Annotated in this window: 31 protein-coding genes and 1 pseudogene; 19 read left to right on the top strand and 13 right to left on the bottom strand. The window is 68.2% G+C overall.

All coding sequences use genetic code 11. The features are described from left to right. Positions 1–61: 61 nt before the first annotated feature. On the top strand, positions 62–1,069 hold the full coding sequence (locus tag ACZYZ3_RS19520; RefSeq protein WP_463965442.1) for a glycosyltransferase family 2 protein: 1,008 nt from the start codon (positions 62–64) through the stop codon (positions 1,067–1,069). Positions 1,070–1,384: 315 nt separating this feature from the next. Beyond that, the gene (locus ACZYZ3_RS19515) at positions 1,385–1,996 is read left to right on the top strand and encodes a DnaJ family domain-containing protein (RefSeq protein ID WP_463965441.1); all 612 of its coding nucleotides are present in this window, start codon (positions 1,385–1,387) and stop codon (positions 1,994–1,996) included. A gap of 37 nt (positions 1,997–2,033) precedes the next feature. On the opposite strand, the gene ACZYZ3_RS19510 is transcribed toward ACZYZ3_RS19515, so the two are convergent. From ACZYZ3_RS19510 to ACZYZ3_RS19500, 3 genes are all read right to left on the bottom strand, one after another. Next, positions 2,034–3,353 (bottom strand): S8 family peptidase, encoded by a 1,320-nt coding sequence (locus ACZYZ3_RS19510; RefSeq protein WP_463965440.1) that lies wholly within the window; start codon positions 3,351–3,353, stop codon positions 2,034–2,036. A gap of 304 nt (positions 3,354–3,657) precedes the next feature. Beyond that, positions 3,658–3,975, bottom strand: a complete 318-nt coding sequence (locus ACZYZ3_RS19505) for a DUF6221 family protein (RefSeq protein ID WP_463965439.1) — start codon at positions 3,973–3,975, stop codon at positions 3,658–3,660. Positions 3,976–4,039: 64 nt separating this feature from the next. Beyond that, entirely contained in the window at positions 4,040–4,264 is a 225-nt protein-coding gene (locus tag ACZYZ3_RS19500) for a hypothetical protein (RefSeq protein WP_463965438.1), read from the bottom strand. Positions 4,265–4,460: 196 nt separating this feature from the next. Between ACZYZ3_RS19500 and ACZYZ3_RS19495 the strand changes: the two genes are divergently transcribed. Then, a complete protein-coding gene (locus ACZYZ3_RS19495) occupies positions 4,461–5,249 on the top strand; it encodes a GAF and ANTAR domain-containing protein (RefSeq protein ID WP_463965437.1) in 789 nt (262 codons plus the stop codon). Here ACZYZ3_RS19495 and ACZYZ3_RS19490 read toward each other — a convergent pair. The 3 genes from ACZYZ3_RS19490 to ACZYZ3_RS19480 all read right to left on the bottom strand — a co-directional run bounded on the left by ACZYZ3_RS19490 (position 5,246) and on the right by ACZYZ3_RS19480 (position 7,426). Further along, complete coding sequence (locus ACZYZ3_RS19490) at positions 5,246–5,980, bottom strand: GAF and ANTAR domain-containing protein (RefSeq protein WP_463965436.1); 735 nt, start codon at positions 5,978–5,980, stop codon at positions 5,246–5,248. The genes ACZYZ3_RS19495 and ACZYZ3_RS19490 overlap by 4 nt on opposite strands. Before the next feature lie 198 nt (positions 5,981–6,178). Next, positions 6,179–7,156: a CapA family protein gene (locus tag ACZYZ3_RS19485; RefSeq protein WP_463965435.1), complete on the bottom strand. Its 978-nt coding sequence runs from the start codon at positions 7,154–7,156 to the stop codon at positions 6,179–6,181. Positions 7,157–7,174: 18 nt separating this feature from the next. After that, positions 7,175–7,426, bottom strand: coding sequence for a DUF2630 family protein (locus ACZYZ3_RS19480; protein WP_463965434.1), 252 nt, complete (start codon positions 7,424–7,426; stop codon positions 7,175–7,177). 215 nt (positions 7,427–7,641) lie between these two features. On the opposite strand from ACZYZ3_RS19480, the gene ACZYZ3_RS19475 reads away from it, so the two are divergent. Continuing rightward, positions 7,642–8,208, top strand: a complete 567-nt coding sequence (locus tag ACZYZ3_RS19475) for a type 1 glutamine amidotransferase domain-containing protein (protein ID WP_463965433.1) — start codon at positions 7,642–7,644, stop codon at positions 8,206–8,208. 135 nt (positions 8,209–8,343) lie between these two features. Further along, positions 8,344–8,751, top strand: coding sequence for a VOC family protein (locus tag ACZYZ3_RS19470; protein ID WP_463965432.1), 408 nt, complete (start codon positions 8,344–8,346; stop codon positions 8,749–8,751). A 103-nt stretch (positions 8,752–8,854) separates the two neighbouring features. Here the strand turns inward: ACZYZ3_RS19470 and ACZYZ3_RS19465 are convergent, their stop codons facing one another. Continuing rightward, complete coding sequence (locus tag ACZYZ3_RS19465) at positions 8,855–9,100, bottom strand: hypothetical protein (RefSeq protein WP_463965431.1); 246 nt, start codon at positions 9,098–9,100, stop codon at positions 8,855–8,857. Positions 9,101–9,279: 179 nt separating this feature from the next. Between ACZYZ3_RS19465 and ACZYZ3_RS19460 the strand changes: the two genes are divergently transcribed. The 5 genes from ACZYZ3_RS19460 (at position 9,280) to ACZYZ3_RS19440 (ending at position 13,130) form a co-directional block, all read left to right on the top strand. Next, entirely contained in the window at positions 9,280–9,489 is a 210-nt protein-coding gene (locus tag ACZYZ3_RS19460; RefSeq protein WP_463965430.1) for a hypothetical protein, read from the top strand. 79 nt (positions 9,490–9,568) lie between these two features. Continuing rightward, positions 9,569–10,378 carry an alpha/beta fold hydrolase gene (locus ACZYZ3_RS19455; RefSeq protein ID WP_463965429.1) on the top strand — a complete coding sequence of 270 codons (810 nt, stop codon included), beginning with the start codon at positions 9,569–9,571 and terminating at the stop codon, positions 10,376–10,378. Next, positions 10,375–11,091 carry an esterase/lipase family protein gene (locus ACZYZ3_RS19450; protein WP_463965428.1) on the top strand — a complete coding sequence of 239 codons (717 nt, stop codon included), beginning with the start codon at positions 10,375–10,377 and terminating at the stop codon, positions 11,089–11,091. Before ACZYZ3_RS19455 ends, ACZYZ3_RS19450 begins: the two co-directional genes overlap by 4 nt. Positions 11,092–11,361: 270 nt before the next feature. Continuing rightward, on the top strand, positions 11,362–12,720 hold the full coding sequence (locus ACZYZ3_RS19445) for a phosphoribosyltransferase family protein (RefSeq protein ID WP_463965427.1): 1,359 nt from the start codon (positions 11,362–11,364) through the stop codon (positions 12,718–12,720). Further along, positions 12,717–13,130, top strand: a complete 414-nt coding sequence (locus tag ACZYZ3_RS19440; protein ID WP_463965426.1) for a DUF302 domain-containing protein — start codon at positions 12,717–12,719, stop codon at positions 13,128–13,130. Before ACZYZ3_RS19445 ends, ACZYZ3_RS19440 begins: the two co-directional genes overlap by 4 nt. 4 nt (positions 13,131–13,134) lie before the next feature. On the opposite strand, the gene ACZYZ3_RS19435 is transcribed toward ACZYZ3_RS19440, so the two are convergent. The 5 genes from ACZYZ3_RS19435 to ACZYZ3_RS19415 all read right to left on the bottom strand — a co-directional run bounded on the left by ACZYZ3_RS19435 (position 13,135) and on the right by ACZYZ3_RS19415 (position 16,515). Continuing rightward, on the bottom strand, positions 13,135–13,866 hold the full coding sequence (locus ACZYZ3_RS19435; RefSeq protein WP_463965425.1) for a hypothetical protein: 732 nt from the start codon (positions 13,864–13,866) through the stop codon (positions 13,135–13,137). Between the two features lie 125 nt (positions 13,867–13,991). Beyond that, a complete protein-coding gene (locus ACZYZ3_RS19430; RefSeq protein WP_463965424.1) occupies positions 13,992–14,690 on the bottom strand; it encodes an SRPBCC family protein in 699 nt (232 codons plus the stop codon). Continuing rightward, the gene (locus tag ACZYZ3_RS19425; RefSeq protein WP_463965423.1) at positions 14,687–15,127 is read right to left on the bottom strand and encodes a hypothetical protein; all 441 of its coding nucleotides are present in this window, start codon (positions 15,125–15,127) and stop codon (positions 14,687–14,689) included. Before ACZYZ3_RS19425 ends, ACZYZ3_RS19430 begins: the two co-directional genes overlap by 4 nt. 6 nt (positions 15,128–15,133) lie before the next feature. After that, on the bottom strand, positions 15,134–16,054 hold the full coding sequence (locus ACZYZ3_RS19420; protein WP_463965422.1) for a hypothetical protein: 921 nt from the start codon (positions 16,052–16,054) through the stop codon (positions 15,134–15,136). Next, positions 16,051–16,515, bottom strand: a complete 465-nt coding sequence (locus tag ACZYZ3_RS19415; RefSeq protein ID WP_463965421.1) for a universal stress protein — start codon at positions 16,513–16,515, stop codon at positions 16,051–16,053. The genes ACZYZ3_RS19420 and ACZYZ3_RS19415 overlap by 4 nt, the downstream gene beginning before the upstream one ends. A 252-nt stretch (positions 16,516–16,767) precedes the next feature. Here ACZYZ3_RS19415 and ACZYZ3_RS19410 point away from each other — a divergent pair, with 252 nt between their 5' ends. Both ACZYZ3_RS19410 and ACZYZ3_RS19405 read left to right on the top strand, forming a co-directional pair. Next, positions 16,768–17,640 carry an NAD-dependent epimerase/dehydratase family protein gene (locus ACZYZ3_RS19410; protein WP_463965420.1) on the top strand — a complete coding sequence of 291 codons (873 nt, stop codon included), beginning with the start codon at positions 16,768–16,770 and terminating at the stop codon, positions 17,638–17,640. An 11-nt stretch (positions 17,641–17,651) separates the two neighbouring features. Further along, complete coding sequence (locus tag ACZYZ3_RS19405; protein ID WP_463965419.1) at positions 17,652–18,683, top strand: aldo/keto reductase; 1,032 nt, start codon at positions 17,652–17,654, stop codon at positions 18,681–18,683. A 26-nt stretch (positions 18,684–18,709) separates the two neighbouring features. On the opposite strand, the gene ACZYZ3_RS19400 is transcribed toward ACZYZ3_RS19405, so the two are convergent. Further along, entirely contained in the window at positions 18,710–19,516 is an 807-nt protein-coding gene (locus ACZYZ3_RS19400) for a FadR/GntR family transcriptional regulator (RefSeq protein ID WP_463965418.1), read from the bottom strand. Between the two features lie 140 nt (positions 19,517–19,656). On the opposite strand from ACZYZ3_RS19400, the gene ACZYZ3_RS19395 reads away from it, so the two are divergent. From ACZYZ3_RS19395 to ACZYZ3_RS19365, 7 genes and pseudogenes are all read left to right on the top strand, one after another. Continuing rightward, a complete protein-coding gene (locus ACZYZ3_RS19395; RefSeq protein ID WP_463965417.1) occupies positions 19,657–20,952 on the top strand; it encodes an ABC transporter substrate-binding protein in 1,296 nt (431 codons plus the stop codon). Between the two features lie 111 nt (positions 20,953–21,063). Continuing rightward, positions 21,064–22,032: a carbohydrate ABC transporter permease gene (locus ACZYZ3_RS19390; RefSeq protein ID WP_463965416.1), complete on the top strand. Its 969-nt coding sequence runs from the start codon at positions 21,064–21,066 to the stop codon at positions 22,030–22,032. Next, on the top strand, positions 22,029–22,946 hold the full coding sequence (locus ACZYZ3_RS19385) for a carbohydrate ABC transporter permease (RefSeq protein ID WP_463965415.1): 918 nt from the start codon (positions 22,029–22,031) through the stop codon (positions 22,944–22,946). Before ACZYZ3_RS19390 ends, ACZYZ3_RS19385 begins: the two co-directional genes overlap by 4 nt. 7 nt (positions 22,947–22,953) lie before the next feature. Next, positions 22,954–24,102, top strand: coding sequence for a galactonate dehydratase (dgoD, locus tag ACZYZ3_RS19380; protein ID WP_463965414.1), 1,149 nt, complete (start codon positions 22,954–22,956; stop codon positions 24,100–24,102). Between the two features lie 5 nt (positions 24,103–24,107). Beyond that, positions 24,108–24,794 (top strand): bifunctional 4-hydroxy-2-oxoglutarate aldolase/2-dehydro-3-deoxy-phosphogluconate aldolase, encoded by a 687-nt coding sequence (locus ACZYZ3_RS19375; protein WP_463965413.1) that lies wholly within the window; start codon positions 24,108–24,110, stop codon positions 24,792–24,794. Next, entirely contained in the window at positions 24,791–25,810 is a 1,020-nt protein-coding gene (locus ACZYZ3_RS19370) for a sugar kinase (protein WP_463965412.1), read from the top strand. Before ACZYZ3_RS19375 ends, ACZYZ3_RS19370 begins: the two co-directional genes overlap by 4 nt. Positions 25,811–25,906: 96 nt before the next feature. Further along, positions 25,907–26,045, top strand: a pseudogene (locus ACZYZ3_RS19365) (bifunctional D-altronate/D-mannonate dehydratase); the annotation flags it as partial.

Below are 26,045 nucleotides of genomic sequence, written 5' to 3'. Positions count from 1 at the left end.
CGTTTTGCCCGCACACCCACCGATCCGCTAAGCGTCATCACCATGGCGAAAGGAGCCTAAAGTGCTCGATTTCAATTTCCGGCCGTCCGCGTCGGTGGTTATCTGCTCTTATACCGAGCAGCGCTGGGACCAGCTGATGGACGTCATCGACTCCGTCCACGCCCAGACTCTCCGGCCCAAACAAGTGATAGTTGTGGTGGACCACAATGAGGACCTGTACAAGCGGCTGGTGGCCGCCATGCAGGACGTCACCCTGGTGGAGAGCACGGGCCTTCAAGGGCTTTCCGGAGCCCGAAACACGGGTGTAGCGCTGGCCACCTCCGACATTGTGGCGTTCTTGGACGACGACGCCGTGGCGGCTCCGGACTGGCTCGAAAAGCTAACGGCCCTCTACGACGATTCCGACGTACTGGCCGTGGGCGGCAAGGTCGAACCTGTCTGGGAAGGCGGCCGGCCCGGCCACTTCGGCCCGGAACTTGACTGGATTGTCGGCTGCAGCCACCGCGGCATGCCGAAAGTGGCATCCGAAGTGCGCAATGTCATCGGCGCCAACATGTCCTTCCGGCTTCAGGTGCTCCAGCAGGTTGGCGGCTTCAATCTCTCCCTCGGACGCCAGGGCACGAAACCGCTGGGATGCGAAGAAACCGAAATCTGCATCCGCGCTGCTATTGGCTCCCCGGGGTCGCGCGTCGTGTACGAGCCGGCAGCCATGGTGCGTCACCACGTCCCCGTACAGCGGGGAACCTTCCGATACATGCTGGAGCGCTCCTGGTCCGAAGGCATTTCCAAAGCCCAGGTCAGCCACGTGGTGGGCCATAAAAGGGCCCTCGGCCCCGAGCGGCGCTACGTGCGCAGCGTCTTGCCCCGGGCGGTCGTTTCCGCTCTGGCGGACTGGAGCAGGGGCGCTGACCCCGAGGGCTTGCGCCGGGCCGGGGCCTACGTGGCCGTTCTGGCATTCACCGCCGCAGGGTACGTCCGTGGCCGCCGACTCGCCGGAGGCTCCGAATCCGTCGTGGCCGGTTCGGCACCCGTACCCCCTAGCGGCCTTCCCTGGAGGGAAGCCACCTGATCGAAGTTGGCGGCTATGCCCGCCGCTGTGGCTTCGCAGGCATCATCGGCGCCCTCGAAGACCGTGACCGTGTGGTTACGGGACCGCGCATCGCTGCTACGTGGCGCCATCGCCGCGATCTTGCCCTTGACTCTTTGTCGGTGGGTGGTGCCCGGGCAAGGCTGTCCAAGAGTTCGGAGCTCGTTCCGTCTCGCGAACGTTGCTCCGCAGCCTCCGGAAAGTCGCGCCCCGGCTTTTCGTCCTTGGCCGCCGGGGCGTTGATTCGCATACTGGAAGCACGGTGCATAGCCGCGCTGACAGGAAGGGTGGGAATCCATGGGGGGCGGGACAAACGGGTCGTTCCGGCGCCGGGTGGAGCGGGCAGCGGAACTCCGCTCCCTCCGGGTGAGCGGAATGACGGTCCAGGAAGAGGAGGAGCTGGCCGCTGCCGATGAGACGGAACGGGAGTTGCGCGCAAAATTCGACGACGCAGCCAGAGCCGAGTACCTCATCCGCGACGCCATGGCGCAGGGCAAATTCGACCATCTTAAATACGCCGGAAAACCCATCCCCGGGCTGGGGGAGAAGTACGACCCCGACTGGTGGGTCAAGGGCCTGATACAGCGCGAAAACATCACCGGGATGGGTCCCCGGGCCATCCTGCTCCGCACCGAGGACGCCGGGCTCGATGACCGGATCGACGAGCAGCGCTCCGAAGCGCAGGTCCGCCAACTCCTGGGAGATTTCAACGCCCGCGTGATCGATGCCAGACGGCAGCTGCAGGGCGGTCCGCCGGTCATCACCAAGACCCGCGACGTTGAGTCTGAGGTGCGACTCTGGGCGGAACGCCGTGCGGCCCGCGCCGCCGTCGTCGCGGAACTGGGAGCGCGGCAGGAACCGGACCGCATTCGTCGTCGGTGGTGGCGGCGGTTCCGGTCCGGTTTCTAGCGGGCTGGTGGCCCTTGGCCCGTGGCCGCGACCCGGTTCAGTACCGTGCGATCTGGGTCAGATAACCGTAGTACTGCCCATCGATCGGGCGCAGCGGGTCGCCCTCGAAGCCGAAGTCGCTGTGTTTTTTGTTGTACGAGGCGGTGATGTCCAGGAACTGGGCCATCACGTCCTCGCCCGAACCCTCGCACTCCCCTGAGCCGATGCACAGCGCCACGGAGCCGGCGACGGCGGGGCTGGCAAAGCTGGTTCCGTGGGCCACGGAATAGCCGCCCGGCGCTGTGGAGGTCACACAGACCCCGGGGCCGGCAATGGTGTGGGCCCTGTCCCTGGACTTGCTGGCGTAGTTGGAGAAGAGCGCCGGACGGTCATCCAACTGCCCCACCGCAGACCAGTCCTCGGCCCCGCAAACCGGGGCCTCGAGGCCATCAGGCTTTCCGTCGAAGTCTGCCATCGCCGTGGCGGTCAGCACCTCGTCGTACGTGGCAGGGACCGTGCCGGCGAAGTCCTGACCGGAGTTTCCGGCGGCGACGGCGTACACGACTCCGGCCTTGACCGAGCGGCAGATGGCGTAGTGCATCGGATCCGTGCCTTTGCCGCAGTCGTCGGTTTCGACACCCGGACCACCGATGCTGATGTTGGCCACCTCAATGTCGTTTTTCGGGTCCGTGTCCTTGCGCGTCGACGTCACCCAGTCGATGGCGCAGATGAGCATTTCCTCCGTGATCACACCGGCGTCGTCATTTACGCGAACGGACCACAGCGGGGTTCCCGGTGCCGTCCCGATGACGCCCTCGTTGTTGTCCTTTGCTCCGATGACCCCGGCCACAAAGGTCCCGTGTCCAACGCCATCCGTGGGGTCCACCTTGACCGGCGACCCGGTGGAGCAGTCGATGCCGCCACGCACATTGAGGTCGGGATGGCTTCCGTCGATGCCGGTGTCAATCACGGCCACGTTGACGCCGACGGGATCCGTCCCGGCGTCGGGCTCCGGGGCAGCAGGGGCAGAGCCGCCGATCCTCAGCCACCAGAGCGGTTCCACCTGGGTGCCCGGCTCGGGGGCTGGGGGCTCCTCGAATTCCCGGGCCAGAGTGACGAAGTCAACGCCCGGGTCAGCAGTGAGGCGGGCCGCGACGGATGCCGTCATGGTGGCGGCGTACCCGCTCACGGCGGCCCGGTAGACCGTGGAAACGGAAAGACCGTAGCTGCCCTGCTGTGTCGCGGCCGCTGCCCCGGCGTCAACCACGCCGTCCTTGAGGACCACGATGTAGCGTTGTTCCTGCTCGGCGCCGGTCGAGGGGACCGCAGCGACAAGGCCTCCGGCCACGGCCAGGCTCAGCGCTGCGAGGCCGCCCACGATTCGCCGGAACCTTGACATCATGTTCGGCGGTGGAGCGGCGGTCCCGGCATTCCGGTGAGCCCCCGCGGCTACACGCACTGGTTCCCGTGATGATCCTGGACGGCGGACGTGGCTAAACATAGTGGCCTCCCTTAAGCGTCTACGCTGCTGAACGCCCCCGGTCCTAGCTTAGGCCCGGCACTGTCTCTTGCACACGGACCTTTGGCATTACTTGGAAATGGCCAGCGGCAGGAACGAGGCAACCGCCGGACCCGGGGAGCGTCGAGCGACTGGCCCAAGCGGCCCTGGTCAGGCGGTGGGCCTAGGTGCGGAGCCAGTCCTGGTCGAAGTCCGGGTGGTCGTAGTAGGGCAGGGCCAAGGCGTTCAGTGACTGCTCAAGCCATTCCAGTGATTGCGGGATCCAGCCGGCGTCCTGAACCGTGTCGCTGACCAGGGACGCGAGGGCCGCCTGCCGGGCGGATTCCACAACGTGGATCAGGCGCCGCTTGGCCTCGCATTCGAGCAAAAGGCGTTGTTCGTACCAGGCCCCGGATTGCGAGACAGTCCGGTCGCCGAGAAGGGTCCGTGCCACGGCCTCGTCCTCGGTGATCCGCTCGGACAGGAAATCGACAATGTCCACACCGTGAGCGTACGCGCGGTGCTTGGCCGGCAACCAGCCCCGGCCGGCGCCGCCGCCCCGGCGCTTAGCGCACTGCCAGGTTTTCCGCGTCCCCGGGACCAACGAAGCGGCAGGATCCCTCGTGCCGCTCGGGCACATCACAGGTCCGGCCGGTGGGCAGGTGGACGTTGCCGCAAAGTCCGGTGATGGCCACGTCCTCGCGGACGTGGAGGCTGCTCAGATCGGGCCGGCCCTGGCTTTGCTCGTGGATGTGGCGGGGGCCGGGGGAATTCTGCTCTGGACTGTTCATGTCTGCTGCTCCTTGGAGGGCTTGCTGTGCAGGGGGTGCCAGTCTCGATTGAGTCCGATGCCCCAGTCTCACACGGCGCCGTTAATACCGTGGGACCGCCCCATTAGATTTTTGTCTCCGGTCCGGTTTCGGTGGCGTGCGCGGGGGTATATTTCGAAGGAGAGCAGCGGTTCACATCAGGTAGAAGGGGTGCGCCATGATGGTGCCAAATTCAGCGGACATCGGTGCCCCGGGACAGGGCGTTCACAGCGAGGCGCCGATCACCGCGGACGCTCTTGCCACCCGGCTGGGTGACATTGCCCGGGAACTCCAGCACGAGGATAACGCTGACTGCGTGCTGGCCGGGATCGTACACGCCGCGCTGGAGCTGGTTCCGCACGCTGCCGAGGCCTCGGTCAGCCTGGTGACGGGCCGGGGGACGATTGTATCGCGTGCCGCTTCCAGCGATCTGCCGCGCCGGGTGGATGCCCTGCAAAGCGAAACCGGACAAGGTCCGTGCCTGGAGGCTTCCTATGACAAGCGGGTTGTGGGTGTTCCCGACCTCAGCACGGACAAGCGCTGGCCGGACTTCTCGCAGCAGGCCTTCGAGCTCGGAGCGCGGAGCATGCTCTCCTTCCAGCTCTTTGTGAATGGGGACCACCTCGGAGCCTTGAATCTCTTCGGGAATGACGTGGGCGTCTTCGACGCCGAATCGGAGCGGATCGGGGCGCTGGTTGCTGCCCACGCCGCCGTCGCCGTCGCCGGCAGCCAGCAGGTCAGCCAGCTCACCCTGGCGCTGGATACCCGGGACCTGATCGGTCAGGCCAAGGGAATCCTTATGGAGCGGTACAAGATCACCGCCCAGCAGGCGTTCCTGTTGCTGTCGCGGGCCAGCTCAGAGCTGAACATCAAACTTCGCGAGGTCGCGGAGCAGTTGACCGTCAGCGGGGAAATGACAAAAAAGCCCTCTCACACGCCTGCCCCGAGCCCGGCGCCGGGTTCTTAGCTGCCGGCAGGCAACTGCGAGCCATCGATGAGCCCGGAGCAGACCACGGACAGCGGAGTACCGTCAGTCCGGGCGCGGCGCAGCAACTCCCTCAGGGCGTCCTCTGCCGACAGTCCGTGGCGTTCCATCAGGATCCCGCAGGCACGGTTGGTGTTGTCCCGGCCGGCGAGGGCGCCCTTGAGCGGGCCGCTCAGGTGCCGGGGTGTTTCCGAGCCCTGGACATGGGCGAGGAGGGTCGCCGCGGGAACCGCGAATTTCTCGAGCAGGTGTCCGGTGGCGGCGGTATAGGCCGCCGGCAGGGCGGCGTAGATCTTCAGCGTTCCGATGGGCCCGTCGGCGGTGGCCAGCGGTGTGCTGACGACGGAGCGGACGGGCAGCAACGCGACAGCCTCGCTCCAGAGCGGCCACCGGTCATCCGCTGCCGCGTCGTGGACCAGCACTGTTGATGCTGCCGTCCAGGCCTCGACGCACGGGCCCTGGCCCAAGTCGTGCTGGGCGGCGTCCGCCTGTCCCACGAGCTGTGCTGTCGACGCGGTGCTGCTTCCGCGCCCTTGCTCGTCGAACAGTGTGATTCCGGCCCCGGCTGATCCCGGAATGGCATCCCGGACGGCCTGGACGAGCAGTTGCAGGGCACGGTCTACCTTGTCCTCGGTCAGGAGCAGGCCTTTGATGCGCGCGAAGACGGCGGTGAGTTCATCGAGGGGGAGTGGATTGAATGGCTGGTTGAGCACTTGCGGGCCTTATGGCGTGAGGGCACTATTGCCCTGCGTATGCCCCCTGCTGAGCCGGGACGCCCTGAAGGGCGGTCCACCTCAAGCATAACCCGCTCCGCTGCGCGGTGGCTAAGCCAGAGGTAACGGTCGACGACGGTGCGGCGTCCCGCTGTCGTCGACCGGCCCCGCCCGGCACAACAAGGTCGGCGCGGCGCCTCAGCCCGCGGCGGCCAGCGGAATCTCCAGGAACCCGCCGGCGGCGTCCCAGCTGCTCGCCGTCCCGAGGTGCCGGCTGAGCCGCTGCATCCGTTCCGCGATCTGCCGGGAACTCCGTCCCGCCAACCGGGCCTGGAAATCGGTGATCAGCGTCGGGTGCAGCCGCAGCCCCAGCGGTGTGCCCCCGTCCGTGACGAGCAGGAAGATGAACGACTGGTCGTTGCGCTCCAGCGGATCCACCGCGTAGTCGTCCACAAAGTCCCCGGCGCTGTAGATGATCGGCCGGTTCCGGAACACCTCGATGCCACGGAAGATGTGCGGAGAATGCCCGTAGACGACGTCGGCCCCCGCCTCGATGAGCGCCCGCGCCAGCTCGCGGTGCTCGGACGGTGCCCCGGAGCCCCAGTTTGACCCCCAATGGGCGGATACGACCAGGAGCCCGACGCGGGCCTTCGTCCGCCGGACCAGGGCCAGCAGGTCAGCCACCCTGCGGTCGCTGTCCACCACCGGCACGTAGAAGATCCCAGGCCCGGCATCGGCTTCCCAGCCAGGCTGGTTGTCGGTGAAGGCAACGAGGCCGACGGCGGTCCCCGCCACGCGGCGCACCGCGGGCCGGCGGGCGGCATCCCCGTCCAGGCCGGCACCGGCATGCAGGACCCCGGCCGCGTCGAGCCCCGGCAGCATTTCGCCGAAGGCGCCGGCCCCGTAGTCCAGGACGTGGTTGTTGGCCAGTGACACCATCCCGATCCCCGCGGACCGGAGGCTTGCCACGTTCTTGGGGTCGGAACGGAAATGGAATACCTTCCCGGCCTCCGGCTCCCCGCCGGCTGCCAGGACGCATTCGAGGTTGGCGATCGTGAGGTCCGCCTGGCGCAGCACGGAGACCGTGTCTCCCCAGGGGTAATCGGCGGCTACCTGTCTCAGCCGCTCGTTCACGAGCCTGCCCAGCATGACGTCGCCCAGCAGCCCAATCAACATCGCGCACCCGCCCGGGGCTCAGGACTCGTAGTCTTCCACCTGCTTTACGGGGCGGGGCTCCGCCTCATCAGGATTGTCGCCGTACTGCAGCTTGGCCCGGCGCTGCCGCAGGAGGTCCCAGCACTGGTCCAGGTCCTCTTCGATGCGCTTCAGCCGGGCGTGCTCGGGGCCGTGCTCGTAGTCCGGCGAGGAGGACGGTGCCTTCTCGCGGAGCGCCTGTTCTTCCTCCACCAGCGCTGAAATGCGTTCCAGGATGTGACGTTCGTCCACGACGGCCTTCTCTCGGTAGCAGTTCTTCCGCCAGCGTAGCGAGGCCGGGATGCGCTGGCCAGAGGACCGGAGACCGGAGGCGGCTATATAATCAGCTTGCTTATCAGTTTGTCGCTTCCTAAAGTGGATCCCGTAAGGCATCAATCTCTCCGGGCGGAGGATCCCGGCCGGTCCACCGGCTGGCGTGATCCTCCCCCGGCGCCAGAGGAGGACCAATGTCAGAGCACAACATTGCCGGTAAGAAAGTCGCCTTTCTGCTCACGGACGGTGTGGAGCAGGTGGAACTGACCAGCCCTTGGAACGCGGTGAAGGAGGCCGGCGGCGAGCCCACGCTGGTGGCCCCCAAGGGCGGGAAGCTCCAGGGCTACGACGGCACCGAGAAGGGGCAGACGTTCGACGTCGACCTCACGGTCGCCGAGGCGAATGCCTCCGATTTCCACGCGCTGGTGATCCCCGGCGGCGTCGTCAACGCGGACCATCTCCGGGCCGACAAGGACGCCCAGACCTTCACCCGGGCCTTCTATGACCAGCACAAGCCGGTGGCCTCGATTTGCCACGGCCCCTGGCTGCTGATCGACGCCGGCGTCATCAGCGGCCGGAAGGTCACTTCCTACCACACGCTCCGGACTGACCTGTTGAACGCCGGCGCCACCTGGAGCGACCAGGAGGTCGTGGTCGACCAGGGTCTCGTGACCAGCCGGAACCCGCACGACCTTCCCGCGTTCAACGACAAACTGCTGGAGGAAATCGAGGAGGGCGAGCACGCCGGCCAGACGGCCTAAGCGGCGCCGCCACCGAAAAGGGGTGGGCGGCGACACCTACCCTGACGGGGTGATCTGGGGCAGGATATGCCCTGTAACGTGCACCCTGGCCACACGGCACCCTGGCCAGCACCCCAGCTGCAAGGAGACCCGGACATGACCACGCTCAACCCGTACCTGAGTTTTCGCGACAACGCCAAGGAAGCCATGACGTTCTACCAGTCGGTATTTGGCGGAGAACTGAACATGAGCACCTTCGGCGAGTACCACGCCAGCGAAGATCCTGCCGAGCAGGACAAGATCATGCACGCCGTGCTGAGCACGGCCAAGGGAATGGTGCTGATGGGCGCGGACACACCCAACGGCATGGACTACACGCCCGGCAGCAGCATTTCGGTGTCGCTCAGCGGCTCCGACGAGGCCGAACTGCGCGGCTACTTCGACAAGCTCGCCGACGGCGGACAAGTCACCGTACCCATGGAGAAAGCCCCCTGGGGAGACGTCTTTGGCATGTGCACGGACCGGTTCGGGACCGACTGGCTGGTCAACGTCGGGGCCGAGTAGGCCACGCGATAGGCCCGAGTAGGCCAGGCGATGGGCCCCGAGTAGGCCACGCGCCGGCTGCGGACTGAGGCTGCCCGGCTGCTGGGCAGGGCTGCCCGGGGTCCTAGTCCGGGCTGGAATCCGTCGTGAGCCCGCGGTCATCGGAGGACTGCTCGTCCTCTTCCTCCGCCGGGCCGACGGCTTTGTTCCCGTCCCTGGCGCCGGTTGCCGCCTGGGCCTCGGTGGAGCCTGGGCCCCCAGGGCTCGCGTCCTGGCCTTCCTCGCGGGCCACTGGCGCGGCCGCCGCCTGGCCTCCGTCCTCGACGCCGTCCTTGACGATGTCAACTGGCTCCTTGGGTTCCTTGCCCATCGGTTCCTCCCCGCTCTGGCAGCTCCGGTGCAATTGTGAGGGCCCGGCGTGGGCCCTGACTGCCCAAGATACACCGCCGCCCGGCCGGCGTATTCCCCTCTTCGATGGACGCGAGTATTCTGGTGGCGGCCGGGACGCCGCTAATCCGAGTCCATATTCCCGGCTAGGAGAGGCTTGCCATGACCGAGAAGTTGCACCTCAAGCCGGAGGATGAGTTCCCGGATGACCTCACCGAGGTGGGGAACAAGGACCTTCAGATCCTCGACAGCCAAGTACAGCGGCAGCTGGACCATGAATACGTGGCAGATGGCGAACCGAACCCGGAGACCGAATTCAGGCACTACGACCTCGATGAGGAGTTCAGCGAGCGCGACAAGAGGGACGACTGAGCGGCCGGTTCTGTCAGTATGCTTACTAGGCGCTAACGAGTCGCGCTGAACAGATGCGCTGAAGAGAGAAGAGCCCACCATGAGCAGGCCTGACCGTTTTGAGATCGAGGCCGCGGGCCATCTGGGCCATGTCTTCGTCTCAACATGCCAAGCCGGCCCAGCCGGCGCCGGGGCGGTGCGTCCGCCCGTCGTGCTGATCCACGGGATCGGCGTCTCGCACCGTTATTTCAGGAGGCTCCACGGGCTGCTGGCCGAATCTGTTGACACCTACTCGATCGACCTGCCCGGCTTCGGCTCCACGCCGCGGCCGGAGCACACCCTCACAGTCGCCGACCACGCCACCTACATCCTCGGCGCCCTGGAACAGCTGGGAGTCCTGGAGTTCGTGCTCGTCGGCCACTCGATGGGCACCCAGTTCGCGATCGAAACGGCGCTGCAGCAGCCCGGCCGGATCTCCCAGCTGGTCCTGATGGGACCGGTGGTCGATGCGAAGCGCCGCACCGTGGTGCAACAGGCGCTGGCGCTGGGCCGGGACAGCTTGTTCTTCGAACGCCCGTCCTCGAACGCGCTCGTGTTCACGGATTATTTCCGCTGCGGGCCCGTCTGGTTCCTGAAAACCCTGCGCGTCATGATGGGCTATCCTACGGAGCAAAAGATTCCAGGGGTGTCTGCCCCGGTCCTCGTGCTGCGCGGTGCCAAAGACCCCGTGGCCACCACTGACTGGTGCCGTCGTCTGGCCGCGCACGCAGCCCGGGGGCAACTGCTCGAAATAGAAGGCACCGGGCACGTGGTGCAGCACAACCGCTCCGCGGAAGTGGCAGGAGCCATCCTGGACTTCGCCGGGATCCGCCGGACGGCCGGAGAGGCTACCCAGGGGCACCCGGCGTGATCCGGACCCTGCAGGCCGCCCGGTGGTGGGTCCAGGACTACCTCTACGCCGCGGGCCGCCAGGTCCTCAGCGCCGCGGCCCGGACCAGGGCAACGGATTTCCTTGGCGGGACCGCACGGCCCGTGGTGGTGATTCCCGGGGTCTATGAGGAGTGGCGCTTTATGCTGCCGCTGGTTAGGCGTCTTCATCAGGCCGGCCACCCGGTGCACGTGCTGACCCTGCTGCACCGGAACCGGCTCGCGGTGCCCAAAGCTGCGCACCTGATTGCCGGATACATCCGGGACCGTGACCTCACAGACGCGATGATCGTCGCCCACAGCAAAGGCGGCCTGATCGGTAAATTCGTGATGTTGCAGCTGGACCCGGAACGCCGGATTGCCGGTATGGTGGCGGTCTGCTCGCCGTTCTCCGGCTCCCGCTATGCCTCATTCATGCTCCTGCCGAGCCTGCGCGCTTTCTCGCCCCGGAATGCCGTGACCGTGCAGCTCTCCCGGGAGGAACGCGTCAACGAGCGCATCACCTCGGTCTACGGGCTCTTTGACCCGCACATCCCGGAAGGGAGCATGCTCCCCGGCGCCCGGAACATCCAGCTGGACACCGCCGGCCACTTCCGGATACTGGCCCACGAGGACACGATCCGCACCATCCTGGACGTGACCGCCGGGACGCCGGCGGCGGCCCCGGCCGAGCACCCCGCCGAGCCCACGGCCTAGACCTCGAAGTGCCTGCGGCCGGGTCCGGCCCCCGGCCCGGAATCCCCAACGCAGGACCAACCGCGCCGGGATGTGGCGCCCGGTCCTGGTCCTGGCAGTGCCCGCAGGGGACCGGGCGGGGGCGCCGGCCAATCCGGGCACAAAGGCCCTCACATCCCGGGGCCTCCTGACAGATAGTGGGAAGGAGCGGCCAACTGGTCAATTTCCCAGCCTGCGGAGCGCACGCCTGGATGAGGTCACGGCCGACACCCCGATTGGAAAGCCATACCGATGACCATTTTCGAAGACAGGGTCGACGCCGGCCGGCAGCTGGGAAGGCGGCTCGCAGAGTTCCGGGGCCAGGACGTTGTGGTCCTGGGCCTGCCCCGCGGCGGCGTCCCCGTGGCCTTCGAAGTCGCCGCCGCCCTCGACGCGCCGCTGGACGTGATCGTGGTGCGGAAGCTGGGGCTTCCCTACCAGCCGGAGCTTGCCATGGGAGCGATCGGGGAGGGCGGCGCCCGCGTACTGGAAGACCACGTGCTGGCCCATGCCCGGGTCACTGACGCAGAGCTGCAGGCCGTCGAAGACCACGAACGCGCCGTGCTGGAGAACCGCGTGATCCGGTTCCGGAAGGGCCGGACCCGGCAGGACCTCACTGGACGCATCGCCGTCATTGTCGACGACGGGATCGCCACCGGATCCACCGCCCGGGTCGCCTGCCGGGTCGCCCGGAAGCTTGGTGCCGCGAGGGTCATCCTGGCCGTCCCGGTCGCCCCCGCCGACACCCTCAGGAGCCTGACCGAGCCTGACGAGGTGGTCTGCCTCGCCACCCCGCCCCAGTTCTCCGCGGTCGGCTACCACTACCGCGATTTCTCGCCCACCGAAGACGACGAGGTGGTGCAGCTGCTCGACGCCGCGGCCAAGCGGCTGCAGAACTCGCAGCCCGCGTTCCGGGAGCCCGCCGCGGCCAGCGTGCAGAATGCCACGGAGTTCGATGAGGAAGCCGAGATCCCGTCGCGCGGAGTCCGGCTCCAGGGCCAGCTGCACCTGCCGGTGCCGGCCCGCGCCGTGGTCCTGTTCGCGCACGGCAGTGGCAGCAGCCGGCACAGCCCGCGGAACCGGTATGTGGCCGGAGTCCTCCAGCAAGCCGGGCTCGGCACCCTGCTGCTGGACCTGCTGACCCCGGCCGAGGAACGGAACCGGGCCAACGTCTTCGACATCGAACTGCTGGCCCGCCGGCTGTCCGCCGCCACCGACTGGCTCGCCACCCGCGAGGACACGGCAGCCTGCACGATCGGCTACTTTGGGGCCAGCACCGGCGCCGGGGCCGCGCTCTGGGCCGCCTCCGAACCAACCGCCAGTATCGACGCCGTCGTCTCCCGCGGGGGCCGCCCCGACCTGGCTGGCCCCAGGCTGTCCGCCGTCCGGGCGCCCACCCTTCTCATCGTGGGCAGCTACGACCACGAGGTGCTGGAGCTCAACCGCAAGGCGAAGTCCATGATGCGCTGTCCCAACCAGTTGGCCGTGGTCCAGGGCGCCACGCATCTCTTCGAGGAACCGGGTACGCTGGCCGCGGCAGCCATCCTCGCCAGGGACTGGTTTGTCGACTACCTTCTGCCGGCCAAGACCACTCCAGGAGCAACAGCATGAGCTACACCTACACGGCCATCGTCCCGCTGAGCTGGGAGGACGCCGTCGAAAAAACGCGTGCCGCGCTCGCCGCCCAGGGTTTCGGGATCCTCTCGGAAATTGATGTGCGCGCGACCTTTGCCGCCAAACTCGGCAAGGACGCCGGGGACGCACTGGGGGACTACGTAATCCTCGGAGCCTGCAACCCGATGCTCGCCAGCCGGGCGCTCGCCGCCGAACCGGAAATGGGGGCGCTGCTGCCCTGCAACGTGGTGGTGCGCCGCGCAAAGGACGCCACTGCGACGACGGTCCAGGCCATCGACCCGCAAACCATGGTGCAGCTCAGCGGGCACCCCGCGGTCCGCGAAGTGGCGGACGACGCAGGGACACGCCTGCGGGCGGCCTTGGCCGAACTGGGCGGGGACAGCTGATCCGTCAGGCCCCATGCACATTGTGGTGGCCGCCGGTGCGGTGGCGGTAGGCGTAGACCAGCAGCGCCACGCCGGCGAGCACCAGGAGCACCGGAACGAAGTACTCGCTCGCGGTGAGCAAGGCGGTGGCCTGCAGGGCGAAGATCAGCCCCAGCACGGCCAGAACTGCGGCCGGAACCAGAGGCCACTTCATCCTGGCCGGTTCCGCAACTCCCGGCTGGCCGGCGACGGCGGCAGGCTGGCCGGCGCGGTGTTCGGGCATAACGGGAACCAGGGAAAGCACCGCGAACGTGGCAGCCAGGCCCAGGAACAGCACGGCGGCAACCGGCATGCCCTCCCAGGCCGGCGGGAGGGCCACCACAAGGGCCAGCGTCAGCATCACCCCGCAGGGGATCAGCGCCCACCAGTTGGAGCGTTCGCGCACATACACCGCACCGAAGCCTGCGCCCATGAACAGGAACAGGAAGGCACCGGCCCAGTACGCGGCCGGGCCCGGCAAGAGCTGCGTGACCAGGATGACCGCTGCCAGGCCCAGGAACACCGAGCCGGGGATGGCGGCCCACCAGTTGTCGCGGCTGCGGACGAACAGGACCACGAACGCGGTCCCGGCCGCAGCGAAAATCAACGGCCACACGATGGCCGCGCTGTCCAGAATCCCGAGCAGATCCAGCAGCAATAGGACTCCGGCCGCCATCAATGCGATGCCGGCGATGATGCTGGTGTTTGCCGATTTCACCTTGTGCCTCCCGGAAGCAGGCGGGCGGACGCGCACCGCCCCTGAACTCTCAGGCTATTCCCGAGCCGGCAGCCGGCGTAGGGCACAAGGTCATGAAGACCGCGGCGCGACCAGCTGGCGCCCGGCTACCGGCGAAGGCCTTCTGCCCGGGACTTGATGCCCAGGAGCATGCGCCGTTCCATGATGAACTGCAGGGGTTCGAGCACCGGCCGAAGGATCAGCCCCACGGGCAGCGGGGAATAGTCGTAGCGAGTCCGGGACAGCAGCCGCGTGACGTGCACGTTGACAGGCTGCAGCACAAACGTCCAGCCGAGCTCGACCCGCTGCCCCGCGGGAGCACCGCCGGACGCCCTGATCTGCCCGGTGCGCGGATCCATCGTGCCGCCGAGACCCAGCACTGATCCGGCCTCCACGCGCCGGACCGGAATCCCCAGTTCCGGACCCTTCCATAACATCAGCGGGACGACATCGCCGACGTCGAGCTGCTGGTATTCGGGAAGGATCTGCCCTGCGCTGTGCATGCCGTGGCCCGCGGCGTTCTCCAGCAGGTCGTAGCTGTACATCCCGCCGCGTCCGACGCCCAGCTGGACCAGCCAGGGCCAGACGTTCGCGGCCGGCACGTTGATGGTGACGGCCCGTGTGCTCTGCATCCGGGGCGTCCGCACGAGCTCGTCGCCCGGAAGCGGGGCGGCGGTCTCCTGGGCGGTCGCCCCCCAGCGCAGCATCCGGGGACGGACAGCGAGGACGTAGGCGGCGGCGACCGCCGCCGCCGCCAGGGCAGCCAGCGGTCCGCGGAGCCGGAGGAAGGCGGGGGCCCGGTTCATCGGATGCGGCTTTCTTCTCGAGTTTGCTGGCGGCGTCCATGCGCGATGGCCGACGGGACAAGGAACGCCAGGGCGGGGACGCTCCACAGCCAGTATCCCCAGCCGAACAGCATGAGCCCCAGATGGAAGGCGATCACGCCGGCCCAGCCGATGGTGGCCCAGGACCCGCCTAGGAGCAGCAGGAGGCCGAGGGCAACCTGGCCCAGGGACAGGGCCAGGCCCCAGGCGGAAGGATTGGCCATGAAGACGGTTTGCCAGGCGGAGGTGATGAAAGGCAGCAGGGCCGCGTCAGCGAAATACCGGTAGAACTCCGGGCCGGCGGCCACGATGCCGAGGTGGATCCCGCCGGTGAAGAGGAAGAAGCCGCCCACGATGCTTCCCGGCCGTCCGGTTCGCTCTGCGGGCCGGACCCGGTCCGCGGCCTGCGGACGTGCCATGGGTCCCTACCTCCCCGGGCTGGAGCCGGAGCCCGCGCCCGGGCTGGAGCCCGTGCCCGCACCCGGGCCGGGAACGGCGTCGGCGGCATCCGCCGTGCGGGGCAGGGGAGTCCGGGTGCGGCGAGCCGCGCCGCCGCCGGGATTCAGGTCCAGCTTCCAGAGGTGCAGCCCGCCCAGCAACAGGAACAAGGCCGAGAGCAGTACCGAGGACCACAGGGACAATGCGGACACAGGGACATTGAAAAGCGGCTTGAAGGATTCCCCCAGGGCCAGGGAAAAGATCAGCGTGAAGCCGAGCAGATACAGCGAGGGCATAAACACCAGCCCGGGCCAGCGGTCGCGGAACGTCAGGACGGCGAGGATGAGGAACGCCGGCATGATGAAGCACAGGTCAAGGACGAAGACGGAATAAAGCGAATCGATCTGATCGCCGGTCCGCATCAGCGGCAGCAGCATGGCGATCCACAGCGGATAAAAAATGAGCGGCTGCAGGAGCGCGCCCGAGGCGGACAGCACCCGGATGCCCTTTTGCAGCCGCGCCCGCCTCGGGCCGTCCGCCCGGAGCTCCAGTGCCGTGTAAACCATCCCCCAGAAGGACAGGGCAAAGACGGCCAGGTAGACCAGGTAGAAGCCGTTGTACGTCCGCTCGATGGAGTAGATGCCGTAGGCGTAAAACAGGTAGCCCAGGATTCCCAGCGCCACGAGCTGCACCTTTGGGGACCCCCGCCGGTCGGCGAAGGCCAGGATCGGCAGGGCAACGCCGGCGACGGCGGACATCAGGTCCTGGGACACCGCGCCGGGCAGGAGCTCCACTGCCACGACGCCCCGGTAGATTTCCGGGAACAGCAGCCCCGTCACCGCGGCGGGGAGGGTCAGCACACCGGTGAGGATCCAGAGGGCCCGCACCGGCCACCGGCTGCGGTTCATTCCCTCGCCCGGCGTTTATCCTCGTCATCGCCGACCACCAGGACCGGGCAGTGGGCGTGGGCCGCACAGGCGCCGCTGACTGATCCCATGATCTGTGCGAGGAAGCCGCCGCGGCCGCGCCGGCCGACCACCAGGAGCTGGGCGTCCCGGCTCTCCGACACCAGGACCTTGGCCGGCGGGCCGAATTTCACGGTCCGGGTCAGGCCTGCCGGGACATCGCCGCCGAAGGCACGTTCCAGGGACTCGTCGACGAGCCGCTTGGCCGTCTCCTCGAGCTGGGTGGTGGTGGGGGAGCTCTCTTCGGGCAGGTGCGAGGCCAGGAAGCGGTCCGAGGTCCCCAGGCAGGTGACGACGTCCAGCGGCGCGTCCAGGCTGCGAGCCATGCGCCCGGCCAGCCGGAGCGCCTTCGTCGAGAAATCCGAACCGTCCACGCCCACGACTATCCGCTGTTCAGCGTTCATGGCCCCAGCCTGACCGGTCAGCCCGGCCGCGCCTAGGGCCAAAAGTCATGCGCGGGTGCGCCTGCAGCCGGGCTCGGAGCCGAAAAGGGAACCCCGCACCGGGGCCCTGGTTTCGCGGGCGGGCCGGCCAGGGGGTGTGCACCGTCCCCGGCCCCCTCTAGGGTGGGACACAGGCCACAGGCCACACGCCACACGCCACACGCCACACGCCACACGCCACACGCCACACGCCACACGATGCGAGGAGTACTGATGAGAGTTGCTGTCACCGGAGGAAGCGGAAAGTTGGGCCGGAGCGTCGTCCGGCGGCTGGGCGAGGACGGGCACGAGGTCACCAACCTGGACCGCACCGGCGCCCGCGGGCACGGATTTACCGAGGTGGACCTGCGCGACTACGGCCAGGTGGTGGATGTGCTCCTGGGCCTTGAGGACCGGCACTCGGGGTTCGACGCGGTGGTGCACCTGGCCGCGATCCCGGCACCCGGCCACGCCCCGGATGCTGCAACCTTCGAGAACAACATGCAGGCCACCTACAACGTGTTCCAGGCGGCCCGCCGCGCCGGGATCAAGAAGATTGTCTACGCATCCAGTGAGACGGTGCTGGGGCTGCCGTTCGACGTCGACCCTCCTTATATCCCGGTGGACGAGGAATACCCGGCCCGGCCGGAAAGCACCTACTCCCTGGTGAAGCACCTTGAGGAACAGATGGCGGTCCAGCTCACCCGCTGGGATCCGGAGCTGAGCATCACGGGCCTGCGCTTTTCCAACGTGATGGACCCGGAGGACTATGAAGCGTTCCCCGGCTTCGATGCCGACGCCAGGCTGCGCAAGTGGAACCTCTGGGGCTACATCGACGGCCGGGACGGCGCGCAGGCCGTCGCCCGCGCCCTCGAGCACGGCACCCCGGGGTTCGAGGCATTCATCATCGCCAACGCGGACACGGTGATGAGCCGCTCCAGCGCCAGCCTCGCCGCGGAGGTGTTCCCCGACGCGCCTGTGGTCAAGGAGCTCGGCGAGCACGAGACCCTGCTCTCGATCGACAAGGCCAAACGGCTGCTGGGCTACGCGCCCGAGCACAGCTGGCGGAACTACCACCCGCTGCGCACCACTCCCACCGAAGACTGAAGGGGAGTCCCATGCACTACCGCACCCTCGGCACCAGCGGCGCCGTCGTCTCCAGCTACGCGCTGGGCACCATGACCTTCGGCGCCGAAGCCACCGAGGAGCAGTCCCACGCCATCCTGGATGACTACCTCGCCGCGGGCGGCAACTTCATCGACACCGCCGATGTCTACGCCGCAGGGGTCTCGGAGGAGATCATCGGCCGCTGGCTCGCCGCGCGCCCGGAGGTCCGGGACCGCGTGGTGCTCGCCACCAAGGGCCGCTTCCCGACCGGAAAGGCCCCGAACGACGTCGGCACCTCCCGCCGGCACCTGAACCGCGCGCTGGATGACTCGCTGCGCCGCCTCGGCGTGGAGCAGATCGACCTGTACCAGCTGCATGCCTGGGATCCGATCACGCCGCTGGAGGAATCCCTGCGGTTCCTGCATGATGCCGTCTGCAGCGGCAAGATCGCGTACTACGGCTTCTCGAATTTCCTGGGCTGGCAGCTGACGAAGGCCGTCCATGTGGCCCGTGCCCACGGCTGGAGCGGACCTGTGACGCTGCAGCCGCAGTACAGCCTGCTGGTCCGCGAGATTGAGTCCGAGATCGTTCCGGCCTCGCTCGACGCCGGAATCGGGCTGCTGCCCTGGTCGCCGCTGGGCGGGGGCTGGCTCTCCGGGAAATACAAGCGGGACCAGCGGCCCGCCGGAGCCACCCGGCTGGGCGAAAACCCGGAGCGCGGCATGGAGGCGTGGAAGGCCAGGAACGCGGACCCGCGCACGTGGGAGATCGTGGAGGCTGTGCATGAAATCGCCGGGCGGCACGAGGCAAGCGCCGCCCAGGTGGCCCTGGCCTGGCTGGCGGAACAGCCGGCCGTGACCTCGGTGATCCTGGGTGCCCGCAGCACCGCACAGCTCGCCGACAATCTCGCGGCCGCGGACCTTCTGCTGACCGAGGGGGAACTGATGCGGCTGAGCGAGGTGAGCCGGCCGCGCGTCGGGGTCTACCCGTACGGGCCGATGGCCCAGGAGCAGCGCAGCCGGAAGATCGCCGGCGGCCGCTAGGCAAACAACGCGGGGTCACATCGCGCCTATCCCACGGCCAGGGATGGGCGCGATGTGACCCCGCGTTGTGGCTGGGGGGCGGGTGAAAGCTCGGGGACGGGTGCGGCGGGCTGCTGGTGGCTGGACCAGATGTCGCCCATCTCCTCCGTGGACTGCTCCACGATCCGGCTCATCGCGGCGTGTGCCGCGTTCGCCTCGCCGCGCTGGATGGCGCTGGCCACATCCACGTGCAGCTGCAGTGCCTTGTGGTCCGGCAGATGAGGCATCAGGCCGTGCTCGGTGCGCCCGGTCAGGACCTCAGTGACGAGGTTGTGCAGCTGGGCAAACATGGGATTCCCGGAGGCCTTGAGCACTGCGGCGTGGAACTGGATGTCCAGCCGAAGGAATTCGTCGTGTGCCCCGCGCTGGCCCGCCGCCCAAAGCCGCGCGGCCTGGGAAACGATATCGCTGCCGGCATCCCAGGAGGCGCGCTCGGCGGCGAGGCGGGCGGCCTGGGGTTCGATCGCGCCGCGGAGTTCGTTGAGCGCCTGCAGCTGCTCCAGCCGCCTGGAGGAGGCGAGCCGCCAGCGGATCACCTGCGGGTCGTAGGCATTCCAGGACTCCTCCGGCTGCACCACCGTGCCGAACCGGCGCCGCGATTCCAGCATGCCCTTGGAAGCGAGCACCCGTGTGGCCTCCCGGACCACCGAACGGGACACCCCGTGCTGCGCCTCAAGTTCGTCCAGGCGCAGGATCGAGTCCGGCGCGAGGGTCCCCTCGGCAATGGCGAGTCCCAGGTTGTGGACCAGCACGGAATGCAGGTCAGCTGCGGACTCCGCCTTTGGGGTTTTCATAAACAAATCATACGTGTGGGGCGCAAGGGGTTGTTTAAGTCTGCTTTATTTATCTAAGATCGCTTCCAGAGCAGATGTAAAGATGCATTTGCGGCCGGCTTGGCAGTGTGCCCAGCCCTCAAAGAACCAAGGGAGTCGTAATGAAGCGACGTTCGATCATGCAGTACGCGGCTGCCGCCGCGGTCCTGTCGCTGGGCCTCACCGCCTGCGGCGGCGCCAGCGGCAGCAGCGACGCCAAAGCCGCCGGCACCGTCCGGGTCACCCTCGCGAACCACGTCTGGACCGAAGGCATCAAGGCTGCCATTCCGGAATTCGAGAAGTCCAGCGGTCTCAAGGTCGAACTGACCCAGCTCGGCGAAGACCAGCTCTCGGACCAGTACAACGTCAAGCTCAACGCCGGCAGCGACGAGATCGACGTGATGATGTACCGTCCGTTGCAGGAGGGCAAAGCATTCGCCAAGAACGGCTACCTCGCCGACCTGACGTCCAAGGTCTCCTCGGACTCCGGCTGGGACTGGAAGGACTACCAGGAGGGCCCGGTGAAAGCCACCACGGCTGACGGCAAGGTGGTCGGCGTGCCGATCATTACCGAACGCGAGGTGCTCTACTACCGCAAGGACCTGCTGAAGGCCGCCGGCCTCGAGGTTCCCAAGACGATGGAAGAGCTCGAAGCGGCAGCCAAGGCCATCAAGGCCTCCTCGCCGGACACCGCAGGCTTCGTGGCCCGCACCGGCAAGTCCGCCGCCGTCACCCAGTTCTCCAGCTTCCTGTACAGCTTCGGCGGCGACTTCACGGATGCCAGCGGCAAGTCCGCCGTCAACTCCGATGCGGCCAAGGAGGCCTACGCCTACTACGGCGGCCTGATCCGGAACTACGGCCCGGCCAACGTCAGCACCGACATGAGCTGGCCCGAGGCGATGGCAATCTTCACCCAGGGCAAGGCCGCCTTCTACACCGAGGCCGACTCGCTCTACAAGAACGCCACCGACCCGGCCAAGTCCAAGGTCGCCGACACCGTCGGCTTCGCCGCCCTGCCCGCCGGCCCGGCCGGTTCCAAGCCGTACAACATTCCGTCGTGGGGCCTGGCCGTCAACGAGGCCTCCGGCAACCAGGACAACGCCTGGAAGTTCATCCAGTGGGCCACCAGCAAGGAACGCACCCTGGAAGCCCAGAAGGCCGGCGTCCCCGGGCCCCGTGCCTCCGTCTGGTCTGACCCCGCCGGCACCTCCACCTACCCGGCGGACCTGGCCGAGGCCATCGCCACCAGCGCCAAGAACGGCGTCGGCCACGACCGTCCCGAGGTTGTCACGGTTGGCAAGGCCCGCGAAATCGTGGGTGCCCCGATCGTTGCAACCATCACCGGCGAAGACGCTGCCGCCGCCGCCGACGCGGCCCACGAGGCCTTCCAGAAGTTCCTGGACAGCGAAAAGAAGTAGCACGCCCGGCGCACCCTGCGCCTGAGTACCCAACCGCCCGGTGGGGCGGCGGCCCGGCCGCCGCCCCTCCCGGGCAGCTCTGCACTTCACCCCCGACTCCTTAGGTGAACCATGTCTGTACTGACCCCGCCCCGCAGCGCGCAGTCCGAGCCGCCGTCCGGCCGCAACGCCGGCCGCGCCCACGGCGCCCGCGAGAACTTCTCCGCCTGGGCCAACCGGCACCGCAAGTGGCTGTTCGCCGCCCCCGCGATGATCTTCGTCGGCGTGCTGATCGTCTTCCCGCTCGCCTGGACGCTGTACCTGAGCCTGACCGATTCGCAGGGCTCCGTCCGGGCCGCCTCCGAGTTCGTCGGCCTGGAGAACTACCTCACGGTCCTGTCCGACGGGGAACGCTTCTGGCCCGCCGTCGGACGCACGCTGACCTTCACCGGCGTCGCCCTGGTCTGCGAGGTGGTGCTGGGCATGTGCATCGCGCTGCTACTCTGGCGCCCGTTCCGCGGCGAGAAGTGGGTCCGCGTGGCCATCCTCCTGCCGCTCGTCGCCACCCCCGTGGCCGTTGGCATGATGTGGCGGCTGATCTTCGACCCGAACATCGGCTTCGTCAACCAGCTCCTCGGTATGGTCGGCATCCCGCCGCAGCCGTGGCTCTCCGGCCAGGACACGGCGTTGGGCACCACGATCTTCATGGATGTGTGGCAGTGGACCCCGATGGTGGTGCTGATCCTGCTCGCCGGCCTGACCTCGCTGTCCGAGGAGCCCGATGAGGCGGCCCGGATGGACGGCGCCAACGCCTTCCAGCGCTTCTTCCTCATCACGCTGCCCCTCATGATGCCGACCGTCATCGTGGCCATCCTGCTCCGCGGCATCGATGCCCTCAAGACCTTCGACATCCTCTACGCCACCAAGGGCAAGGGCGGCGGATCCTTCCACGAGGTGGAGACCCTCAACGTCTACGCCTACGGCCTGAGCTTCGACTACAACCAGTACGGGCTGTCCTCCGCGGTGCTGATCCTGTTCTTCATGATCATCATCGGCTCCATGTGGCTGCTGACCATGCGCAAGAAAGCGGTAAGCAAATGACCGGCCTGTCCAAAAACACCGAAGACACAGAAGACACCGAGACTGCACCCCAGACCGCCGCCACCGGCCGGCCAGCGCCGGCCCCGCGTCGCCGCAAGCCCCTGGCCACCCGGGCCTACAAGGCGTTCCGCATCGCCGCCCTGGTCGCCGTCGTAATCTTCCTGGTGGCCCCGCTGTTCTGGATGCTGCTGGCATCCTTCAAGACCAACGTGGACATCTACGACTCCGGCAAGTCGTTCTTCTTCACCCCCACGGGCGAGAACTACGCGAACGTGCTGCAGCGCAACAACTACTTCGTCTTCATCCTCAACAGCTTCTGGGTCGCTTTCGTTTCCACGGCGCTGTCCCTGGTCCTCGGCGTTCCGGCCGCCTACGCGATGAGCCGCTTCACCATGCACCGCTCGGCCCTCGTGGTCCTTATGGCACGCGTCATCCCGGGTGTCTCCCTGCTGGTGCCCTGGTACTACGTTTTCTCGAACCTGAAAATGGTGGGCGGCTTCGAGGTGCTGATCCTCAGCCACATGTTCGTCTCGCTGCCGCTGATCGTCTACATCATGATGAGCTACTTCGACTCGCTGCCGCTGGAGCTGGAGGAGTCCGCGCAGGTGGACGGTCTCACCCCGATCGGTGCTTTCCGCCGCATCACCCTGCCGCTCTCGGTAGCCGGCATGGCCACCGCGGGGATCCTGTCCTTCATCTTCTCGTGGAACAACTTCATGTTCGCCCTGGTGCTCTCCGGCTCCAAGACCAAGACCCTCCCGGTCGCGATCTTCGACTTCGTCTCCTACGCCAGCATCGACTGGGGCGGACTGATGGCGGCCGCCACGGTGGTCACCATCCCGATCATGATCATTGCGCTGTTCACGCAGAAGTACATCGTCTCCGGCATGACCGCCGGCGCGACCAAGGGATAGGCGAACGATGACACTGATCAGCAGGATTGAAACCTTCCTCGTCGCCCCGCGCTGGCTCTTCGTCCGGATCGAGACCGACAGCGGGATCGTCGGCTGGGGCGAGGCCAGCTGCGAGGGCCGCAGCGAAACGGTCCGCACCGCCGTCGGCCAGCTCTCCGAGCTGCTCATCGGCAACGATGCGCTGCGGATCGAGGACCACTGGCAGGTGATGACCAAGGGCTCCTTCTACCGCGGCGGGCCCATCCTGGCCAGCGCCGTGTCCGGGCTGGACCAGGCCCTCTGGGACATCGCCGGCAAGCACTTCAACACCCCCGTGCACCAGCTCCTGGGCGGCCATGTCCGGGACCGGATCCGGATGTACGGCTGGGTGGGCGGGGACGAGCCCAACGAGGTCGCCGACCAGATCAGTGCGCAGCTCGAGGTCGGGCTCACCGCCGTCAAAATGAACGCCAGCGGCCGGATGAGCCCCATCGCCTCCGTGGCGGAGCTCGACGGCGTTGTCCGCCGCGTCGCCGCCGCCCGCGAGGTCCTCGGGGACCACCGCGACGTTGCGGTGGACTTCCATGGCCGTTTCAGCCTGGCCAACGCCCGGCGGGTGGCGCCGCTGCTGGAACCCTACCGGCCCTTTTTCCTGGAGGAACCCGTGGTCCCGGAAAACACCCACCTGCTGCGCGAATTCACCTCCTCCACCACGACGCCGGTCTCCACCGGTGAGCGGCTCTACAGCCGGCAGGAATTCCTGCCGGCGCTGCAGGCCGGCATCGCCGTGGCCCAGCCGGACCTCTCGCACGCCGGCGGCATCACCGAGGTCCGCAAGATCGCCTCGCTCGCCGAAATCTACGAGGTCCAGCTCGCCCCGCACTGCCCGCTGGGACCGCTGGCCCTGGCTGCCTGCCTGCAGGTCGGCTTCGCGACGCCGAACTTCCTGATCCAGGAGCAAAGCATCGGCATCCACTACAACCAGGGCGCCGAAGTCCTGGACTACGTGGTGGACAAGTCCCCGCTGAAGTTCGTGGACGGCCACATCGAACGCCTGACCGGCCCGGGTCTCGGCATCGAAATCGACGAGGCCGTGGTCCGCGCCGCGGACAAGCGCGGCCACGCCTGGCGCGGGCCCGTCTGGCGGCACCCCGACGGAGCCTTCGCAGAATGGTGAACGACATGACCGACGAGCTGACCACAGACCTGACGCCGGAGGCCCTGCTGGCCGGAATCCGGGAAACCCGGCTGGTCGCCATTGTGCGCGGCACCGACGGCGGTGCCGCCGCGAAGGCGGCCCTCGCGGCCATGGAGGAAGGCTTCCGCTACGTCGAAATCGCCCTGACCACCCCCGATGCCCTCGCGGCGATCCGCGACGTCCGGGCGGCCGCCCCGGCCGGCTGCTTCGTCGGGGCCGGGACCGTGCTGACCGCGCAGGACGTCGAGTACGTGGCCGATGCCGGCGGGCAGTTCATGGTCACGCCGGCGCTGGCCGAATCGATCGAGGCCTCCGCGGCCCGCGGCATCCCGGTCCTGGCCGGGGCGCTGACGCCCACCGAGGCCTACGAGGCCATGACCCGCGGCGCGACCGCGGTCAAGCTCTTCCCCGCGTCCATCGGCGGACCGGGCTACCTCAAGGCGCTGCGCGACCCGTTCCCCGGGATCCCCTTCATCGCCGTCGGCGGCGTCGGGCTCGACGAGGCGGCCGGCTACTGGGAGGCGGGGGCCGTCGCCGTCGGCCTGGGCGGACCGCTCTTCGGGGACGCCGGCTCGGGCGGGGACCTGGCCCCGGTGCGGGAGCGCGCCCGCGGCTTCGTGGCGCTCGCGGCGGAATTCGACCGCCGGCCCGCCGCGGAGCGCCGGCAGTGAGTACCGACCCTGTGCTTCCCGTCCCGGGGATTCCTGAGCTTCTGACCTTCGGGGAATCGATGGTCTCGCTGCGGTCCGCCGGGCCGCTGTCCGCCGGAGGTTCCCTGGGCATGCACGTGGCCGGGGCGGAGTCGAACGTGGCCGTCGGCGTCGCGCGGCTCGGCCACCGGGTGGGCTGGGCCGGAGTCGTGGGCGCCGACCCGCAGGGTGAGTTCATCCTGCGGCAGCTGCGCGGCGAAGGCATTGCCGTGCACCACCGTGAGGACGCCGGCCGCGGCACCGGAGTGATGTTCCTCGAACAGCGCACCGCCGACGTCACCCGCGCCTTCTACTACCGCGCCGGTTCCGCCGGATCCACCCTGGACCGGGACGACGTCGACCGGGCCTTCCGGAACGGCGCCCGGGTCCTGCACCTCACCGGGATCACCGCAGCCCTCAGCCATCAGGCGCGGCGGGCCGTCGAGTATGCGGCCGCCCGCGCGGCCGGCGAAGGTCTGGAGGTTTCCCTCGACGTCAACTACCGCAGCAAGCTCTGGTCCCGGGACGAGGCGCGTGCCGTCCTCACCCCGCTGGCCCGGCACGCCAGCATCCTGATCGCCTCCGACGACGAACTCTGCCTGGTCGCCTCCGGCGGCGCTGGCGGCGTTGCCGGCTCCGCCGGTGCGGGTCCGGCCGACGACGCCGAAACGGCCATGGCCGCCGAACTCCTGGACCGGGGGGTCCGGGAAGTTGTGGTCAAGCGCGGCGCGGCAGGCGCCGGGGTCCACACCGCCTCCGGACGGTGGGAAACCCCCGCCGTGCCCGTCACCAGCATCGACACCGTCGGCGCCGGCGATGCCTTCACCGCCGGCTACCTCTCCGCCCTGCTCGACGGCGAGGACGTGGCCGGCCGCCTGCAGCGCGGCGCCCTCGCGGGAGCCTTCGCCGTCAGCACTGCCGGGGATTGGGAAGGCCTGCCCCGGCGGGGTGAGCTCGCGCTGCTCGGGGCCACACCCAGCGGAACCACCCAACGCTAGGGCCCCGTCCGGCCGCTTCCGCTTCCCCGGCAGCCTTTGGCCGCCTACGACCGCCTTTGACCGCATTCAGACCACCACGGAAAGCCTGGACCAAAAGTGAAAATCATTGCTGCGGAGGTCTTTGTGACCAGTCCGTCCCGTAACTTCGTGACCCTGCGGATCACCACCGAGGACGGGGTGACCGGGATCGGGGATGCGACGTTGAACGGGCGTGAGCTTGCGGTGGCGGCGTATT

This window comes from Pseudarthrobacter linnaei, assembly GCF_055412825.1.
This window is presented reverse-complemented; position numbering and strand designations above follow the sequence as displayed.

Coding starts and splice junctions, on each gene's coding strand:
- ACZYZ3_RS19385 (WP_463965415.1), top strand. CDS start 22,029: ATGACCGGCCTGTCCAAAAACACCGAAGACACAGAAGACACCGAGACT.
- ACZYZ3_RS19430 (WP_463965424.1), bottom strand. CDS start 14,690: ATGAACCGGGCCCCCGCCTTCCTCCGGCTCCGCGGACCGCTGGCTGCC.
- ACZYZ3_RS19400 (WP_463965418.1), bottom strand. CDS start 19,516: ATGAAAACCCCAAAGGCGGAGTCCGCAGCTGACCTGCATTCCGTGCTG.
- ACZYZ3_RS19500 (WP_463965438.1), bottom strand. CDS start 4,264: ATGAACAGTCCAGAGCAGAATTCCCCCGGCCCCCGCCACATCCACGAG.
- ACZYZ3_RS19445 (WP_463965427.1), top strand. CDS start 11,362: ATGACCATTTTCGAAGACAGGGTCGACGCCGGCCGGCAGCTGGGAAGG.
- ACZYZ3_RS19405 (WP_463965419.1), top strand. CDS start 17,652: ATGCACTACCGCACCCTCGGCACCAGCGGCGCCGTCGTCTCCAGCTAC.
- ACZYZ3_RS19420 (WP_463965422.1), bottom strand. CDS start 16,054: ATGAACCGCAGCCGGTGGCCGGTGCGGGCCCTCTGGATCCTCACCGGT.
- ACZYZ3_RS19455 (WP_463965429.1), top strand. CDS start 9,569: ATGAGCAGGCCTGACCGTTTTGAGATCGAGGCCGCGGGCCATCTGGGC.
- ACZYZ3_RS19460 (WP_463965430.1), top strand. CDS start 9,280: ATGACCGAGAAGTTGCACCTCAAGCCGGAGGATGAGTTCCCGGATGAC.
- ACZYZ3_RS19390 (WP_463965416.1), top strand. CDS start 21,064: ATGTCTGTACTGACCCCGCCCCGCAGCGCGCAGTCCGAGCCGCCGTCC.
- dgoD (WP_463965414.1), top strand. CDS start 22,954: ATGACACTGATCAGCAGGATTGAAACCTTCCTCGTCGCCCCGCGCTGG.
- ACZYZ3_RS19485 (WP_463965435.1), bottom strand. CDS start 7,156: ATGTTGATTGGGCTGCTGGGCGACGTCATGCTGGGCAGGCTCGTGAAC.
- ACZYZ3_RS19515 (WP_463965441.1), top strand. CDS start 1,385: ATGGGGGGCGGGACAAACGGGTCGTTCCGGCGCCGGGTGGAGCGGGCA.
- ACZYZ3_RS19470 (WP_463965432.1), top strand. CDS start 8,344: ATGACCACGCTCAACCCGTACCTGAGTTTTCGCGACAACGCCAAGGAA.
- ACZYZ3_RS19425 (WP_463965423.1), bottom strand. CDS start 15,127: ATGGCACGTCCGCAGGCCGCGGACCGGGTCCGGCCCGCAGAGCGAACC.
- ACZYZ3_RS19495 (WP_463965437.1), top strand. CDS start 4,461: ATGATGGTGCCAAATTCAGCGGACATCGGTGCCCCGGGACAGGGCGTT.
- ACZYZ3_RS19395 (WP_463965417.1), top strand. CDS start 19,657: ATGAAGCGACGTTCGATCATGCAGTACGCGGCTGCCGCCGCGGTCCTG.
- ACZYZ3_RS19415 (WP_463965421.1), bottom strand. CDS start 16,515: ATGAACGCTGAACAGCGGATAGTCGTGGGCGTGGACGGTTCGGATTTC.
- ACZYZ3_RS19410 (WP_463965420.1), top strand. CDS start 16,768: ATGAGAGTTGCTGTCACCGGAGGAAGCGGAAAGTTGGGCCGGAGCGTC.
- ACZYZ3_RS19475 (WP_463965433.1), top strand. CDS start 7,642: ATGTCAGAGCACAACATTGCCGGTAAGAAAGTCGCCTTTCTGCTCACG.
- ACZYZ3_RS19465 (WP_463965431.1), bottom strand. CDS start 9,100: ATGGGCAAGGAACCCAAGGAGCCAGTTGACATCGTCAAGGACGGCGTC.
- ACZYZ3_RS19440 (WP_463965426.1), top strand. CDS start 12,717: ATGAGCTACACCTACACGGCCATCGTCCCGCTGAGCTGGGAGGACGCC.
- ACZYZ3_RS19375 (WP_463965413.1), top strand. CDS start 24,108: ATGACCGACGAGCTGACCACAGACCTGACGCCGGAGGCCCTGCTGGCC.